The sequence below is a fragment of the Bacteroides cutis genome (genome assembly GCF_900241005.1).
GTDB lineage: Bacteria > Bacteroidota > Bacteroidia > Bacteroidales > Bacteroidaceae > Bacteroides > Bacteroides cutis.
Genome location: NZ_OEST01000004.1, coordinates 353706 through 371154, shown reverse-complemented (window position 1 = coordinate 371154; position 17449 = coordinate 353706). Strand labels below are relative to the sequence as shown.

The 17449-nt window shown below is 39.8% G+C and carries 12 protein-coding genes; 10 read left to right on the top strand and 2 right to left on the bottom strand.

What is annotated here, in order from left to right:
- The first annotated feature begins 90 nt into the window (after nt 1–90).
- From C1A09_RS11105 to C1A09_RS11065, 9 genes are all read left to right on the top strand, one after another.
- Nucleotides 91–3060: a PEP/pyruvate-binding domain-containing protein gene (locus C1A09_RS11105; protein WP_101544071.1), complete on the top strand. Its 2970-nt coding sequence runs from the start codon at nt 91–93 to the stop codon at nt 3058–3060.
- A 197-nt stretch (nt 3061–3257) separates the two neighbouring features.
- Nucleotides 3258–4688 (top strand): DUF4493 domain-containing protein, encoded by a 1431-nt coding sequence (locus C1A09_RS11100; RefSeq protein WP_233519894.1) that lies wholly within the window; start codon nt 3258–3260, stop codon nt 4686–4688.
- Between the two features lie 16 nt (nt 4689–4704).
- Entirely contained in the window at nt 4705–5970 is a 1266-nt protein-coding gene (locus C1A09_RS11095) for a DUF4493 domain-containing protein (protein ID WP_101544068.1), read from the top strand.
- 5 nt (nt 5971–5975) lie between these two features.
- The gene (locus C1A09_RS11090) at nt 5976–8156 is read left to right on the top strand and encodes a DUF4493 domain-containing protein (protein WP_101544066.1); all 2181 of its coding nucleotides are present in this window, start codon (nt 5976–5978) and stop codon (nt 8154–8156) included.
- Nucleotides 8157–8168: 12 nt separating this feature from the next.
- A complete protein-coding gene (locus C1A09_RS11085; protein ID WP_370738736.1) occupies nt 8169–8900 on the top strand; it encodes a hypothetical protein in 732 nt (243 codons plus the stop codon).
- 5 nt (nt 8901–8905) lie between these two features.
- Nucleotides 8906–9811 (top strand): hypothetical protein, encoded by a 906-nt coding sequence (locus C1A09_RS11080; RefSeq protein WP_101544063.1) that lies wholly within the window; start codon nt 8906–8908, stop codon nt 9809–9811.
- A gap of 9 nt (nt 9812–9820) precedes the next feature.
- Nucleotides 9821–11449: a PCMD domain-containing protein gene (locus tag C1A09_RS11075; RefSeq protein ID WP_101544061.1), complete on the top strand. Its 1629-nt coding sequence runs from the start codon at nt 9821–9823 to the stop codon at nt 11447–11449.
- Between the two features lie 4 nt (nt 11450–11453).
- Complete coding sequence (locus C1A09_RS11070; protein ID WP_245875012.1) at nt 11454–13094, top strand: DUF4493 domain-containing protein; 1641 nt, start codon at nt 11454–11456, stop codon at nt 13092–13094.
- A gap of 19 nt (nt 13095–13113) precedes the next feature.
- Nucleotides 13114–13908 carry a DUF4493 domain-containing protein gene (locus C1A09_RS11065; protein WP_101544260.1) on the top strand — a complete coding sequence of 265 codons (795 nt, stop codon included), beginning with the start codon at nt 13114–13116 and terminating at the stop codon, nt 13906–13908.
- A 481-nt stretch (nt 13909–14389) separates the two neighbouring features.
- Here the strand turns inward: C1A09_RS11065 and C1A09_RS11060 are convergent, their stop codons facing one another.
- Nucleotides 14390–15271, bottom strand: a complete 882-nt coding sequence (locus C1A09_RS11060) for a metallophosphoesterase (RefSeq protein WP_101544059.1) — start codon at nt 15269–15271, stop codon at nt 14390–14392.
- Between the two features lie 91 nt (nt 15272–15362).
- On the opposite strand from C1A09_RS11060, the gene menA reads away from it, so the two are divergent.
- Nucleotides 15363–16274, top strand: coding sequence for a 1,4-dihydroxy-2-naphthoate octaprenyltransferase (menA, locus tag C1A09_RS11055; RefSeq protein WP_101544057.1), 912 nt, complete (start codon nt 15363–15365; stop codon nt 16272–16274).
- A gap of 3 nt (nt 16275–16277) precedes the next feature.
- Here menA and rfbB read toward each other — a convergent pair whose 3' ends face one another.
- A complete protein-coding gene (rfbB, locus tag C1A09_RS11050; RefSeq protein WP_101544055.1) occupies nt 16278–17417 on the bottom strand; it encodes a dTDP-glucose 4,6-dehydratase in 1140 nt (379 codons plus the stop codon).
- Nucleotides 17418–17449: the final 32 nt, after the last annotated feature.

Genomic DNA, 17449 nt, shown 5'->3' with positions numbered 1-17449 from the left:
TACAAATATCAAAAAAACGGTTGAAAAAACATCTAAATAGGTTTGATTTCTATTACTTTTGTCCTTCGAACTAATAAACCGTAAGGAAACATGCTCAGTAAGTATAAATTAAACCAACTTTATTTCAAAGATACACAGTTTGCCAATCTTATGACAAGACGTATCTTCAATGTCCTCCTGATAGCCAACCCATATGACGCCTTCATGCTGGAAGATGATGGACGTATCGATGAAAAAATATTTAATGAATACACTTCCCTTTCTCTACGTTATCCACCACGTTTTACACAGGTATCTACTTACGAAGAAGCTTTAAAGCAACTATCTTCCATATCTTTCGATCTCATTATCTGTATGCCAGGTACAGGAGATAACGAAGGGTTCGATATAGCGAGAAACATTAAAAACCAGTACGAACATATTCCGATGGTAATACTGACTCCTTTCAGTCATGGTATCACCAAACGCATCGCCAATGAAGACTTGAGTCCTTTTGAATATGTTTTCTGCTGGTTGGGAAATACGGATTTATTAGTTTCTATCATTAAACTGATAGAAGATAAGATGAATTTGGAGCATGACGTTAATGAAGTAGGCGTACAACTCATATTGTTAGTAGAGGATGGCATCCGGTTCTATTCCTCCATCTTACCTAACCTCTATAAATTCGTATTGAAACAGAGCCAAGAGTTTTCTACCGAAGCACTGAATGCTCACCAACGTACGTTGCGTATGAGAGGTCGCCCCAAAATTGTTCTCGCCCGTACATACGAAGAAGCTATTAATATCTACGAAAAATATAAGAACAATATATTAGGAGTTATTACCGATGTCCGCTTTCCCCGAGTAGAACGTGGAGAGAAAGACGGACTGGCAGGTATAAAGCTTTGTGCCGCCATACGGAAAGAAGATCCGTTCGTTCCACTCATTATTCAATCTTCCGAATCGGACAACGTGGCATATGCTGCCAAATACGATGCAGCCTTTATTGACAAGAACTCCAAGAAGATGGATGTAGACTTACGTCGCATCGTATCAGATAATTTCGGTTTCGGTGATTTCATTTTCCGTAACCCAGACACACTGGAAGAAATAGCACGAGTAAAGAACCTAAAAGAGTTACAAAATATCCTCTTTGCCGTACCGGCAGAATCATTCCTTTACCACATCAGTCGCAATCATGTCAGCCGTTGGCTTTATTCGCGCGCCATGTTCCCCGTTGCAGAGTTCTTGAAACCTATCACTTGGAACAGTCTTCAGGATGTAGACGCTCACCGCCGGATTATATTCGAGGCAATTGTGAAATATCGTAAAATGAAAAATCAGGGAGTGGTAGCCGTCTTTAAACGTGACCGCTTCGACCGCTACTCCAATTTTGCCCGTATCGGTGACGGTTCATTGGGCGGTAAAGGACGTGGTCTGGCATTTATTGACAACATGGTGAAACATCATCCCGAATTTGAAGAGTTCGAGAATGCACGGGTAGCCATACCCAAAACCGTCGTACTCTGTACGGATGTCTTCGACGAGTTTATGGACACCAACAACCTATACCAGGTTGCACTTTCTGATGCTGACGACGATGTAATCTTGCGTTATTTCCTTAAAGCTAAACTACCTGATCGCCTAGTCGAAGATTTCTTTACATTCTTCGATGTTGTGAAGTCTCCTATCGCTATCCGTTCGTCTTCACTCTTGGAAGACTCTCACTATCAACCCTTTGCAGGTATCTACAATACTTATATGATTCCTTATCTGGATGACAAGTACGAAATGCTCCGTATGCTTAGCGATGCCATCAAAGGTGTGTATGCCTCGGTTTATTACCGTGATTCGAAGGCTTATATGCAGGCTACGAGCAATGTCATCGATCAGGAAAAAATGGCTGTAATCTTGCAGGAAGTAGTCGGTAATCAATATGGTGACCGTTACTACCCTTCCATGTCGGGTGTGGCGCGTTCGCTCAATTATTATCCTATCGGTGATGAAAAGGCAGAAGAAGGTATTGTCAATCTCGCTCTCGGATTAGGAAAATACATTGTAGACGGAGGAATGACGTTACGTTTCTCTCCCTATCATCCCCATCAGGTATTGCAAACCAGTGAGATGGAAATCGCATTAAAAGAGACGCAGACCCGCTTCTATGCACTCGACCTGCGTAATGCCGGTCACGATTTCTCCATCGACGACGGTTTTAACCTACTCAAGCTTCATGTAAAAGAAGCCGAAAAAGATGGTTCGTTGAACTATATAGCATCTACCTACGATCCATACGACCAAATTATCCGCGATGGCTTGTATCCCGGCGGGCGTAAAGTTATCACCTTTGCCAATATTTTACAACATGATGTTTTCCCCTTACCGCGTATACTGCAATTAGCTTTGAAATATGGTCAACAGGAAATGCGCCGTCCCGTAGAAATAGAATTTGCCGCTACCATGAGCCGCGAAAAGGACAAAACAGGAACTTTCTATCTATTGCAGATCCGCCCCATCGTAGATACTAAAGAGATGCTTGATGAAGACCTCACCACCATCTCCGAAGAAAAGCTTTTGCTACGTTCCAATAATTCCCTGGGGCATGGTATCATGAACGATATTCAAGATGTGATTTATGTAAAAACAGATGATTATAGCGCTTCCCATAACCAGGAAATTGCCTGGGAAATAGAAAAGTTAAACCAGCAGTTCTTGAGTGAGGGCAAAAATTACGTGCTGATAGGCCCGGGACGCTGGGGTAGTAGCGATACCTGGCTCGGCATCCCTGTGAAATGGCCACATATCAGTGCCGCCCGTATTATTGTGGAGGCTGGCCTGACGAATTATCGAGTTGACCCCAGTCAGGGTACACATTTCTTTCAAAACCTGACTTCATTCGGGGTAGGCTATTTCACCATCAATGCTTTTATGAATGACGGTATATACAATCAGGAATTCTTGAATGCACAACCGGCTGTATATGAAAGTAAATACTTGCGCCATGTTCACTTTGAGCATCCGGTAATTGCTAAAATGGACGGTAAAAAGAAACAAGGAGTGGTACTGCTACCTGAATTCTAAGCGTTTAATAATTAAGAATAAGCCAAAAGCAAAATAATCAACTTTTCTTTTTTTGTTAGAAATGGGACAAAGTATGTCCCATTTTTCATTTACCCCTGTAAAATAGCGATATAAAAGGAGCTATTATTGGACTAAAACCGTATCTTTACATCCGGTTTCAAAATATAACAGGTAAAAAATATAATTAAGTATTGTCAATGGGTAAAAAATACACAACTATTCTTACCCTGTTTGTAGCGATATGTTTTTCGTTATCCGGATGCAGTAAAGATAACGATGAGACTGCGGCAACGGGAAAAGGAACGCTCAGTATCAAACTGACGGCTGACAACAGTACACAGGATGTAACCACACGTACAGAAGAAACTTTACCAGAAGTAGGTGATTTTGCTGTATCCATATTAAAAGGAAATGATATACAGTATTCTTGGGAGAAATTCAGTCAATATCCTGACGAAGTTTTATTCCCAATAGGTCAATATACTTTAAAAGCTTCGTACGGGCAACTCCATAATGAAGGATTTAATATGCCTTATTTTGTAGGTACTAAAGAATTTTCAATTGAAGATGAGAAAGAAACAGATGTAGAAGTGACCTGCTATCTTGCCAATGTCAAAATTTCAACAACCTATACAGAAGCCTTCAAAAAATATTTTTCTGATTATTATGTTGAAGCTAACTCCGAAGGAAATTCAGCTATTAGGTTCACTAAAGACGAAAGTCGTTCCTGCTATTTTAAGCCCGGCAAACTCACACTCATGCTCAATGTAACCAAACGTGATGGTGGTTCTCAATCGACTTATCAGGCCATTGTGATAGATAATGCTCTTCCACAACATCACTACCAATTCAATTTTGATGTAAATGCCGGTAGTTCTACTATCAATATAACATTTACAGACCGGACGGAACAAGTAACATCTACAATTGACGTTTCAGATGGAACAATGCGTACTGAGCCACCTTTCTTCATTCTTCACGGATTTACCAGTAATGAAACATTAGAGATCAAAGAAGGAAAAACAACAGACCACCCCATTTCAGTATATCTGAATGCCCGTGCCGGTATCGAAGAGTGTATATTAAGTACCTCATCCGCTTCTCTTATCTCACAAGGATGGCCAGCGGATATTGATTTGGCCAATTTAACGACAGATAAGCTACAACTATTACAATCATTTGGTTTACAAATGAAAGGACTTGGAACAAATAAAGACAAGATCGCAACCATCGATTTTACCAACGTCATCCCTCATTTGGAATATGATAATGGAACTCCCAGTGTTTTTAAACTCATAGCAAAAGACAAATTGAAGAAAGTAAATGCATCAGATGTAATATTAAAAATAAACAGCCTTAGTAACCAATTCGCAGTAGCTACTCCAGGGACACTCAAAAAAGGAGCTACTTCCATAGACCTACAAGTTACTTTAGACGGAGATCCTAAAACTATCAAAACCAGTTATATTATGTATGGTGCTTCACAAGATTTAGAATGTGGGGTCATTTCTACCGAAGGCATTACACATCAAATTCGTGTCACATTCCCAGTAGCATTGACATCATCTACACAAATGACAGTTACCTGCGGACGAAAAGAAAATACATTTACTATATCTGTAAATTAATAGAACTAACATTAATATGAGAAAATTAGAATATATATCGGCAATCTTTTTAATGTGCCTATTTACATTAACTTCCTGTGAACGCGAACAATTCTCAGAAAAAGACAACAGTAAAACCGAAACAATTGCAGAAGGTCAGCTTAATTTATCATCTTTAAAGCTGACTGTAGATGTTAACGCCAATACCCGGTCAGTAGACACAAAAGACTATATTATCCGTATTTACAGTCGTGATAACGCCAACAAGCTTGTACAAGAGTGGAAATACAGTGAAATGCCGGAGATATTTTCACTGAAAGTCGGTAACTATACTGCCGCAGCCTTTTCACATGATGTGCTCCCGGCCGAGTTTGAAAACCCGTACTATTATGGAAAGGAAGATTTTGAGATTACAGAAAACCAGATTACCAATATCAATACTCTACAATGTGTATTACGCAGTATCATGGTTACTGTGGAATATGACGAAAAATTATCAGAACTTTTAGGTGATGATGTAAAAGCCAATGTAACGTCGGGCGAAGGCTCGCTCGATTTTGTAAAAGATGAAAAGCGTGCCGGCTACTATCAAGCAATCAGCGAGAATGCCAATATGCTCACTACCCGACTGACTGGGACAATAGAGGGTGAAAATGTGGATATCTCTAAAGGTTTTCCACAGGTAAAAGCCGGTTCTCACAAAATCATCAAATACACATTAAAAGACATTGATGAAAGTGGTAATACTGAAGGTGGCAATGCAAATATCAGTATTCGTATAGATGTTACCTGTACAACCATTGAGCAAGATATTATAGTCGATCCGGATGAGGACGTGATTCCTGATGAGCCTGATACACCGGACGTACCCGACGATCCAACCGGCGAACAACCCACTATCAAAGGAGATGGATTTAATATATCTAAAGCTATCGTATTACCCGAAACAACAAACGTCAATAATCCATATCCGGTTGTAGTGAATATCGCAGCCAGCAATGGCATCGCCAATTTGAAGGTTACCATCGATTCTGACGTATTAGACGAAGAAGCTTTGGCGGATGTTAATTTAAAGAAGAATTTCGATTTGGCTTATCCTGAAGAATTGGCAGAGGCTTTAACCGGTTTAGGTTTCCCTGTAGGTGAAAATGTTATAGGTAAAACAGAATTGGTATTCAGTATTACCAAATTTACCGGACTACTGACGATGTTAAATCCTGGTACACATAACTTTGTTATTACTGTCGTAGACACCAAAAATAATAAAACGACTGAAACTTTAACACTTATTTGGAGCAATTAATATCCATGAAACGAAATATATACCACATATCAGTTTTATTACTTTTCGTTCTCATAGCCATCAGTTGCAGGGAAGACGAATTGAATGAAAATGGTTTACTCAGATTGAATATCGGAGTAAAAGATAAAGTAACTACCGTTACCCGTAATTTATCAGACGAGACTCTGAAAGCCCTTAAAGAAAATTGTAAAATCCGCATATACAGTGGCAAAGGCCTGATACGTAAATACAGCGGAATGGGAGAAATACCTGAAGAAGTACAGCTCGCCACAGGTGACTACAGTATAAAAGTGGCAGCCGGTGATTCTGTAGCAGCTTCCTTTGATAAGATATTCTACCGTGGAGAAGAAACTTTTAATATCTTAGCCGGACAAACCACTTCTGTAGATGTAGAATGTCATATTGCCAATACTTTAGTAAAAGTTGAATTCGGGAAAAGTCTTACCCAAGCATTTCAAAGTTACGAAGTACAAATAGCTTCAGCAAAAGGTAGTCTAACATTCACCCCTGATAATGAAGATGCTATCGGTTACTATATGATGCCCACAGACAATAGCCAGTTGACATGGACATTTAAAGCAACCACTCTTAGCGGTAATAACTATACCCGTTCAAACACATTAGACGTTTTACCCACAACACGCTACGATTTAATCTTCGGATACGAAGAGAATAGTGACAGTTATGTTGATGGTGGAGCCTCTCTTACATTAGATGTAAATACGGAACCGTTGGAAACAACTACTGTTGAGGTTCCTGTTTACAGACGTCCCAGTATAAGTGGAGATGGTTTTACGCTGGAAGATGAACAATTTATAGAACTGAATAAAGGAACAGCCAAAGCATTCTGGATAGCAACCTCTTCCATACTGACCAAAGCCTTGATAACCTGCGATCAGTTCAAGAATATGGGACTGCCTGTCAATTCCTTTGATATTGTGTCAATGAGTAAGGAGGACAAAGAGTTCTTTGCCACTAATTACGGAGTCACCATTAACTCAAAATACAATGTAAATACAGGACAAGGTAATGCTAAAATAACATTCTCTGATGCACTCATGGCAAAGATATCACAGGCCGAAGGAGTCTATGACATCTATATCAGTGCCACAGATGACAATAAACTACAACGTACCTCCTTGCTTCGTTTCATCGTATCAGATGCAACAGTAATTACCACCAATGTAGCAGAAGAAGATGTCTGGGCTACCAAATCTACTTTGCGTGCTACATTGGCAAAAGAAACGACAGAGGCACTTGCTTTCAAATATCGTATCAAAGGTACTAAAAACGAATTAACCGTTCCGGCTCAAAGGGTGAATAATTCCAAACAACTTTATGCAAATATCACCGGATTAGCCCCCAGAACAACTTATGAATATTGGGCAATGGCAGGTTCCGCTGCCTCAACAATAATCAGCCAATTTACAACAGAATCTACTACACAATTAGAAAACTCCAGTTTTGAGTATTGGACCGACGGTACGCCTATGTTAGTTTATGGTTCCGGACAGTCTATGTGGTGGGATAGTGGAAACCATGGCTCGTCAACCGCCAATATAAATATCACAACTTACAGTGAACAATATAAGCATAGTGGTAACTTTTCTGCCAAACTGGAGTCCAAGAAAGCCGGCCTGATGGGGGTATATCAATTCGCAGCAGGCAATCTGTTCGCCGGGAAATATGTAAAAACAGTAATGGACGGTGTCAGAGGTAACGGAACATTGGGTTGGGGACGTCCTTTCACCTCCCGCCCTGTAGCTTTAAAAGGTTATATCCGTTATGAACCTAAAGCGGTTGATATGACAAATAACTGTAGCTATATCAACGAAGGTGATATGGATAAGGGACAAATATATATAGCACTTGGCAACTGGGTTGGAGAAACCGCTAACGGGGAAACATGGCCCGTTATCATTAAGACTAATTTCAAGAATGGTAATAATGCCCAACTCTTTGATTCCAATGACACCCACATCATTGCTTATGGTGAAAAAACTTGGGATGCTGCTACTGAAGGTGATGGTATGATTGAATTCAGGATACCTATTGAATATCGTAGTACAGACACTAAACCTACCAGCATTATATTAGTTGCATCCTCCAGTAAATATGGAGATTATTTTACCGGTGGTATAGGCAGTACTATGTGGCTTGATGATCTTGAATTAGTATACGAATAACCGGATATTCGCGTGAAAAAAATTATATACATATGTATTTTGCTGTCAGTGCTTTCTTTAATAAAAGTACAAGCGCAAGAATTTAAACGAGCTATCGAGTTGAAAACTTTTGTTCCCAAAGGACAATGGATTGTAGGAAATTCTATCTCCTATTCGGAACACAATGAGAGTAATTATAATTTTCTCATTATAGAAGGTATCAATTCAGACGGGTATACCTTCAAGGTAAGTCCGATGCTCTGTTATGCGTTTAAGGATAATCTGGCAGCCGGAGGCCGCTTCAGCTATGGGCGCACACTGACCAAGCTGAGTGGAGTAAGCATCAATGTGGACGAAGATAACCAATTCGACCTGGATGACATGTATCAACTGAAACATTCGTACGCCGCCATGGCAATGATGCGTAGTTACATCAGCCTGGGAAACAGCAAACGTTTCGGATTATACTGCGACATACAGATGCAGATGGGTGGTAGCCAGTCCAAAGTAGTCAGTGGTTCCGGCGAAGATGTTACAGGAACCTTTGCTACCTCTACAGACATCAATATAGGGGTAGCACCGGGAATGGTTGCTTTCATCAATAACTATACAGCGGTAGAGGTCAGTGTAGGTGTTTTGGGATTTGACTTCAGCAAAACCCGGCAAACGACTAACCAGGTTTATGTGGGCGAACGTTCTTTAAACTCTGCGAATTTTCGCATTAACCTATTTTCCATAGGCTTAGGCATCGCTTTTTATTTGTAATAAAGATGAAGATACGAACGATATTAACATATATATTCTGCTGCATGACAAGTATCGGTTTCGCACAGAGTCAATTGAGCGATACACTCCGCAGCAAAGACGGACGCGATTCGCTTATCCGCGAAACAATACTTATACATGATACAGTTTATGTACAAGCTCCCAAAGTGACAACAAAACCGGAAGACATGATTCGCACCAAAGCCATTGGACGTTACGACCGTGGTATTATCAATTATCGCTTCATTCCGAAAGGTAAATGGATCGGCGGTGCAACGGCATCTTACGTTGACTTTGATAGCGAAGACAGTCGTTTGTTGTTCTCTTTACTGAAAGACTTTGATTGTCATGCCCGTACAGTTTCGGTTAAACCTTTCATTGGTTATGCCTTACGAAACAACATCGTTATCGGTGCTAAATTAGGTTATAACCATACTATTGCCCAGCTGGACAACTTGGCTCTGAACATGGATGATCTTGATTTCTCCCTGAAAGACATACGTTATACGGAAGATACTTATAGTATCGGTCTGTTTCATCGTTCTTATGTAGGATTAGATGCCGGCAGACGTTTCGGTTTGTTCAATGAAACTACTCTTTCATTCAATACAGGTAGTACTCGCTTCTCCCGTGGCAAAGAAAATGGAGAAACAGATGCTACGGAAGCCGAAAACGCATTCAAAAGTACCGAAACAACCTTGTATGAACTTCATATAGGTATCAATCCGGGAATTGCCGTATTTATTATGCAAAACGTATCGGCAGAAATGTCTTTCGGAGTAATTGGTTTTAAGTATAACAGCGAAACACAAAAGAACAATTTGGGAGAAACCGGTAAGCGTCGTAACAGCGGTGCCAATTTCAAAATCAATTTGTTCAATATCAATATAGGTATCACCCTTTGTTTATAATATAAAAGTATGGATAAAAAAGTGTATATGCAAGTCCGTTTAGGATGTTTCTTGATTATGGCTGCTCTGTTTAGCGCTTGTATCGAGAATGATGTGCCCTATCCGTACATCAAACTGTTTGTCACTGCGACCGAAGTGGACGGACAAATAGGAAGTGCCGTCATTTCAAATGATGATCGGACAGTAACCGTTAATCTGGAAGATACCGTAAACATGAAAAAAGTACACGTCAAGAGTATTACGGTAACAGAAGGAGGACGTTGTAGCCTGCCCAACGATACAATTATAGACCTTAGCAATCCTTATCCGATGACGCTTTCACTATATCAGGATTATCAATGGACTTTGAAAGCCAATCAAACCATAGAACGTCGCTTTACCGTAGAAAATCAGGTAGGTACCGCAGTCTTCAATGAGACAGAACATTTTGCCTCGGTCAATATCAGTACTAAAGGTAATTTGAAAACAATCAAACTGACCGATCTAAAATTAGGTCCTACCGGTTCCACTGTCAACATGAGTAGTGGCATTCCCTATCTGGAATGGGAGCAACATGGCAACTATGCCAAAGCCAATGTAGTGGTAAACTTCCGTGATTTCATCGTAATGGAAGAATGGACACTCTATGTATTCCAGGTAGAGACTAATGTAGTCACCAAGTCGGCAGATGGTTGGGTAAATGTAGCGTGGCTCTACGGCGAGGGACAAGAAAACGCAGATAACGGTTTCGAGCTGAAAGAGAAAGATGCTGATGAATGGCAAAAAGTAGACATCTCGTATATTACCGCCAATGGCGGTAGTTTCACGGCATGTGTTCCACATCTGAAAGCAAATACCGCCTATACATGCCGAGCCTACTCCGGTGAAGACAAAGGTGAGGAAGTGGAATTTACTACCGGTACAGCAATCGAATTGCCTAACGGGTCATTCGATGAATGGCATAAGACGGGTAAAGTATGGAATCCTTGGACAGAAAGCGGTACACAAATCTGGGATAGCGGGAATGATGGTGCTACCACTTTGGGAGAAAGCATTACCATACCTACAAGCGATACATGGAGTGGCGCGCCAATGGGTGGGCAAGCAGCACAATTAAGTTCTAAATTCGTAGGCTTAGGCAGTGTAGGAAAGTTTGCTGCCGGAAACTTATTTATCGGTGAATACATACGTACAGACGGTACAAACGGTATTTTAGGTTTTGGCAAAGAATTTACGGCTCGTCCCACTAAGCTTAAAGGTTATTACAAATATACCACGGCCCCCATCACTTATCTGCCGTCAAAATCGAATACCGCCGACTATAACCGTTTTCTTCCTTATCAAAATAAACCGGATACATGTTCGGTATACATAGCATTGGGTGATTGGGAAAATCCGGTAGAAATCAGGACTAATCCCAGAGACCGTAAATTGTTTGACAAAAATGATCCGCATGTCATCGCTTATGCAGAGTTCAACAGTGGTACAACGGTCAGCAGCTATACTCCGTTAGAGTTAAATTTAAAATATAATTCAACCAGCCGTATCCCTACCTACCTTATTGTGGTATGTTCAGCCAGTAAATATGGTGATTATTTCACGGGAGCAGCAGGAGCTACATTAATAATAGATGAATTTAGTTTGGAATATGATTATTAGAAGTATGAAAGTTTCACGTTATATCTTGACTATTCTCGTTGTACTGGCAGCACTCACTGCTTGTCAGACAGACGACTCCTCTTCTATCATAGGTAAGGGAAAAGGAAGAGTGGTTTTAGGAGGCGTAGACATAGAAATAGAGGCAACAACCCGTGCATATTCTATTCCTACACCAAGTATCAATGATATGATAATTGAAATCATTGATCCTGATAACTTTGTGATTGAAAGTGGACACATGGATCATTACGCTAACGGAGTCGATCTTTTTGTCGCTACTTACACTCTCCGTGCTTACTACGGAAATAAGCAACAAATGGGAAACAGTCCTTATTTTGAAGGAACAGCAACCTTTTCTATCCGTGAGGGAGAAACAACTAAATTAGGAACCATTATCGCAACTATGGCAAATGCCATTATAACCCCCAATATACCCACAGATATTATTGATCACTTTACCGGTGTACCTAAATTCTATGTTTCATACGGAGAACAAAGAGAAGAAGTCACAAACGGACAATCTTTATATGTATTGCCCGGGAAATATACATTAACGCTGGAAGGAAAAAACAAAGCAGGAATTGAAATCAAAAAAACAATTACTGAATTGGATGCTATGGCACAAAAGATATATAATATTAATTGTAATTTGACGTTACCGACATTGACATTGCCAAATCAACAGGCAGGAGCATGGGCTAAACGACTTTATATAACTCCTGCTATAGCAACAGATGAGAAGGGAAACAAAATAGATACACCTCAAGGTATAACTTATGAACTAATGTTAGCAACTTCTTCAGACTGGAGTTCAGCCGAAAAAATTAAAGATTACGAAAATAAAGGAGATATCATATTTACAAATCTTTCCCCAAATACCAAATATAAAGTAAGGGCACAATTAAGTGAAGAAATTACAACCAATTCAATAGAAATTACAACAGAGAATATTATTAATATTCCTAATGGAAATTTGGATGAGTATTCAATTATCACAGGAAAAGACAATGATAATTGGGGAGGAGATTCTTGGGGAAAGAATGGGTGTGGAGCTATTTATGAATTTTATTCAAATAATAATTCTAATAATAGTCCTTGGAGAACTAACAATGAAACTAAATGTCCTAAAAATTATGGATATATCTACAGTTGGAGTTCACGCTCTGGGACACGTCCTGACACCGATTCCAAATCTAATAATTGTGCTAGAATAATGACAAGCGGATACGGAATTACCGGAGTATCACTAAACGCCCCAGACAATCCTAAATATAGTGCCATAGGACGTCTCTACACTGATAAAGTTAGTTGTACTTCAAGACCTAGTATATTAGCTTTCTATTATAAATATATTCCAACGGAAAACGATAAACCAGTTCTTAAAATAAATATATACAATGGAAATACATTAATAGGAAAAGCCGAATTGACATCCCCATCCTATTATACAGAATATCAGAAAGAGAAAAGTAAGTTGAAAATAGTATATGATGATTTTAGAACTCAAGCAACACATTATGAAATAATATTTGAATCAGGAACCAATACTAGTGTTTCCAAGTACCATAGTGATAAAAATGGAGTAATGCCCATGTTTATAGGTAGTCAACTATTTATAGACGAAGTTGAACTTATTTATGAATAACCCATACAATCATATAACAATGAAAAAATATTTATCCTTCATCGTACTATCCATTCTTTTAGCGGCATGCAGCAATAATGATGTTCCTGCATTCACAGAGTATGGATACATTAATCTCAACATAGGTACTAACCCTGAAATATCTGTAGCTACGACCCGTACAGAAACGATATATCCGGAAGCAGATGATTCCTATCTGATAACAATTAAAAGTGGGGATATTATTAATCTGAATAAAAAAACTTATGGACTCATTAAATCAACTCCTCTACGATTTATAGAAGGCACCTATACCATTATAGCAGAAAGCTGTATAAGTGATGATGCAGAGACGGCTAATAACCGTTGGGGGAAAGCCCGCTATTACGGAGTCCAAGACGTTAATGTCGTTGTTTCACAGACAACAGATGTAAATATTGTATGTAAAATGCAAAATGCAAAAGTGAATGTGCTATACGATGAAACATTCAAGAACATTTTTGGTAAAGACCCAGAAAATCCTTATAGTGTAACTATTTACCGGGAAGGCAAGCAAAGCCGTAGTTTAGAATTTAAAGAGAATGCAACTTTTGATACTCAATCGGCATATTTCAATATATTGGAAGGCGCAAGTAATAAGCTTATTTATGTCGTTAAAGGTACTTACAATGGAAAAACGGTGGAGAAAGAGGGAGAAATAAACTCTCTTGAACCCCAGAAATGGATAAAGTTAACCATTAAGGCTACTCAAACCGGTAAGATAGAATTGGGAGTACAAGTAGACTCATCGGTCACTGAAGAAAATAATGATTTTGATGTAAATCCTTACGCTTAACAATTTCCCACATTAAAATGCAGGATTACAAAATATTTTAAAGAAAAACCACTATATATTTGACATCGCCTTTCCAATACAGTATATTTGTATCCTGAATTTATAGATACTTCAATTTTAAATTAGCAAAAACGGAGGAGCATTGCTTCTCCGTTTTTGTTTTCTCCCTGTTCCTGTCTGTTTGGAATGACGCACATTTGCAGGGCAAACGACGCAGTTTTACTTCCCAAATGCCACATTAAATAGGCAAAACACCCGTAGTTTGCGATAAAAATGCCTGAAGATCCGTCGATTAACCTTGATGTTTAGGGAGCTAAAGTACATGGTTACGGATGTAATGTTCAACATTAGCAGATAGTACGTTTAGAGCAGGCAAACCGGATGCTACGGAAACAAAAACGGAAAGTTTGAATTTTCCGTTCGTTAATCTTACATAAATCTGCTCTTGACAAATTTCGGTTCATTTATCCAGATAATGATACTATTCATCTAATCTTTTCAGTGTAATCACCACCACCTCGCTTGGTGCAAACAAACGAATATTTTTATTGGAAGTACCAATACCGTTGGTAATAATAATCGGTGTACCTTTTGAATTATATTTCAGTCCCGTAAGGAAACGTTGTCCATAACGGGAAGGAATAATAGGGGCATATAGACCGAATAATGTAACTTGCCCTCCATGCGTATGTCCGGCAAGTACCAGATCTGTGTTGGTAATGGAAACCTCTTCCGCATAATCGGGAGTATGTGTCAGCAGAATGACAAAATCATCAGGGGACAGAGAGAGTGTAGGCGACTGGCCATTCTGTTCAAGATTAAACGGATCACGTATACCGGCTATTAAAATCTTCGCACTATCCCGCTTCAACGTATCGACTTTATGCTCCAGCAAATGAATATTCTGACGCTCCATTTCTTTCACAATATCCTCATAGCAAGCTTCATAATCATTATTGCCTAAAACGGCATATGTGCCCAAAGATGTTTTTATTGCACCCAATGCAGCAATAGCAGCAGGTACATACTCGCATCCTTCATGTAAATCGCCACCAATGAGCAGGGCATCGGCATGCAAATCATTGAGTAAGCGGGTAACATCTTTCAGTCCTTTTTCTTTCAACAAACTCCGGTAATGCAAGTCGGAAACAAATACCAAACGACAACCATCAAAAGCTGCAGGAACATCGCGATGGGAAAATTCATATTCCTTGACACGCTTCACATTCTTATAACCGGACGCAGAAGATGCCGATATTTTTACGGAATACTCACCGGGAAGTGGTGAAGTGAAGTTACGGGTAGACTGGCAGGAAGACAAAAGCCATGCAGCCAACAGAGACAAATATAAAAACTTCTTCATCTGATATATTAATTCTTTATCATAGCCGTAGACAAAGATAGGCAAATTCAGTATCTTTGCGAACAGACTCTAGTAAAAAAATGAAATCAACATGAAAGAGATAAAGCCTAACTCACTCCACGCCTGGCTACTTGCAGCACGTCCCAAAACATTAACAGGAGCCATTATTCCTGTATTAATAGGTTCTTCTTTGGCATTTGCCGACGGAGGTTTTGAAATAGCCTTAGCATTATTGTGCGTCTTGTTTGCCTGCGGCATGCAGATTGCAGCCAATTTTATTAACGATCTCTATGATTATCTGAAAGGTAGTGATCGGGAAGACCGGTTGGGACCAGAGCGTGCCTGTGCCCAAGGCTGGATTACCCCCAGGGCCATGAGGTGGGGAATAGGAAGTACGCTTGTATTTTCTTGCCTGATGGGATGTGCCATATTACATGAATGTTGGGAACAACTGCCTCATGGCGGTTGGGAATTAATACTCTTGGGAGTACTATGTGTTGTATTCGCATTTTTATATACCACTATCCTTTCCTACCGTGGATGGGGAGATCTACTAGTCTTGATCTTTTTCGGTTTCATATCCGTGGGCGGAACATATTATGTGCAAACACATATCCTCACTACAGATGTATGGATAGCTTCACTTATTTGCGGATTGGTGATAGACACACTTCTGGTTGTAAACAACTACCGGGATCGGGAGCAAGATGCACTTAGCGGCAAACAGACATTGATTGTACGCTTCGGAGAACCTTTCGGGCGCTATCTATATTTGGGCTTGGGCGTAGTTGCCACACTTCTCTGCCTATGGTTTGTCTATAGCGGAAAAATGAATCCATTTGCCTTTATAGGAGCACCCTGCATCTATCTTTACTTGCACATACTCACCTGGCGGAAAATGGTTACAATAAGAAGCGGTAAAAAATTAAACAGCATATTAGGCGAAACATCGCGTAATATGCTGTTCTTTGGTCTATTATTAACGATAGTATTGGTTGGTTGATTCTTATCGCTTTCCGTACATCTTTTCGTAGTATTTCTGATAATCACCGCTGGTCACTTCTTCTACCCAGTCCTGATTATTCAGATACCATTCAATGGTCTTTACAATACCTACTTCAAACTTCGTTTCGGGGAACCACCCTAAAGCTTTTGTTATCTTTGCCGGATCGATAGCATAACGTTGATCATGCCCTAAACGATCTTTCACAAACGTAATCAGGTCTTCATTGATCCAACTGATATCAATCTGTCCATCGGTTCCTTTGACTTTCTTTTTCAGAACTTCACGGTACTTGGGTTCTTCTTCCATCAGACGACGGATAGTAGCAATCGTAAGTTTCACAATCTCCAAGTTGGTCTTTTCATTATGACCGCCTACATTATAAACTTCCCCCTCTACTCCCTGACGCACAACAAGGTCGATGGCCTTGCAATGATCTTCCACATACAACCAGTCGCGTACATTACTTCCGTCACCATAAACGGGCAACTTCTTTCCTTCAAGAATGTTCTTTATAATCAATGGGATCAGCTTTTCCGGGAAGTGATAAGGGCCATAATTATTAGAACAACGGGTGATAGTCACCGGCATCTTGTAGGTGTCGTGATAAGCCATCACCACCATATCGGCACTTGTCTTTGAAGCGCTATATGGACTATGTGGACAAAGCGGGGTTTGTTCCGTAAAGTATCCCTCGGCACCCAACGAACCATATACTTCATCGGTAGATACCTGATGATAACGAACGCCCTTACGCCAGGTAGGATAACCATACTCATCCTTTCCCGTCACCCATGCACGACGAGCTGCATCAAGCAAATTTTGAGTACCCAAAATATTAGTTTGCAAGAAAAGTTGCGGATTTTCGATACTGCGGTCTACATGGCTCTCAGCAGCAAAATTCACTACATAATCAAATTTATATTTAGCAAACAGTTCATCGGCAAGCATACGGTCACAGATATCACCTTTGACAAAAATGCAACGATCGTCATCTATATCTTTAGCGATAGTTCCCAAATTTCCCGCGTATGTCAGGGCATCCAATATCACCACTTTTATATCATCATGTTTCGCCAGGATATATTTTATATAATTGGCTCCGATAAATCCGGCAGCACCGGTTACGAGATAAGTCTTCATACAATTACAAATTATAAATTACTAATTACAAA

Bases quoted from the DNA above. Each gene is read 5' to 3' on its own strand.
- C1A09_RS11060 (WP_101544059.1), bottom strand. From the start codon at position 15,271: ATGAAGAAGTTTTTATATTTGTCTCTGTTGGCTGCATGGCTTTTGTCT.
- C1A09_RS11075 (WP_101544061.1), top strand. From the start codon at position 9,821: ATGGATAAAAAAGTGTATATGCAAGTCCGTTTAGGATGTTTCTTGATT.
- menA (WP_101544057.1), top strand. From the start codon at position 15,363: ATGAAAGAGATAAAGCCTAACTCACTCCACGCCTGGCTACTTGCAGCA.
- C1A09_RS11080 (WP_101544063.1), top strand. From the start codon at position 8,906: ATGAAGATACGAACGATATTAACATATATATTCTGCTGCATGACAAGT.
- C1A09_RS11095 (WP_101544068.1), top strand. From the start codon at position 4,705: ATGAGAAAATTAGAATATATATCGGCAATCTTTTTAATGTGCCTATTT.
- C1A09_RS11065 (WP_101544260.1), top strand. From the start codon at position 13,114: ATGAAAAAATATTTATCCTTCATCGTACTATCCATTCTTTTAGCGGCA.
- C1A09_RS11070 (WP_245875012.1), top strand. From the start codon at position 11,454: ATGAAAGTTTCACGTTATATCTTGACTATTCTCGTTGTACTGGCAGCA.
- C1A09_RS11105 (WP_101544071.1), top strand. From the start codon at position 91: ATGCTCAGTAAGTATAAATTAAACCAACTTTATTTCAAAGATACACAG.
- C1A09_RS11090 (WP_101544066.1), top strand. From the start codon at position 5,976: ATGAAACGAAATATATACCACATATCAGTTTTATTACTTTTCGTTCTC.
- rfbB (WP_101544055.1), bottom strand. From the start codon at position 17,417: ATGAAGACTTATCTCGTAACCGGTGCTGCCGGATTTATCGGAGCCAAT.
- C1A09_RS11100 (WP_233519894.1), top strand. From the start codon at position 3,258: ATGGGTAAAAAATACACAACTATTCTTACCCTGTTTGTAGCGATATGT.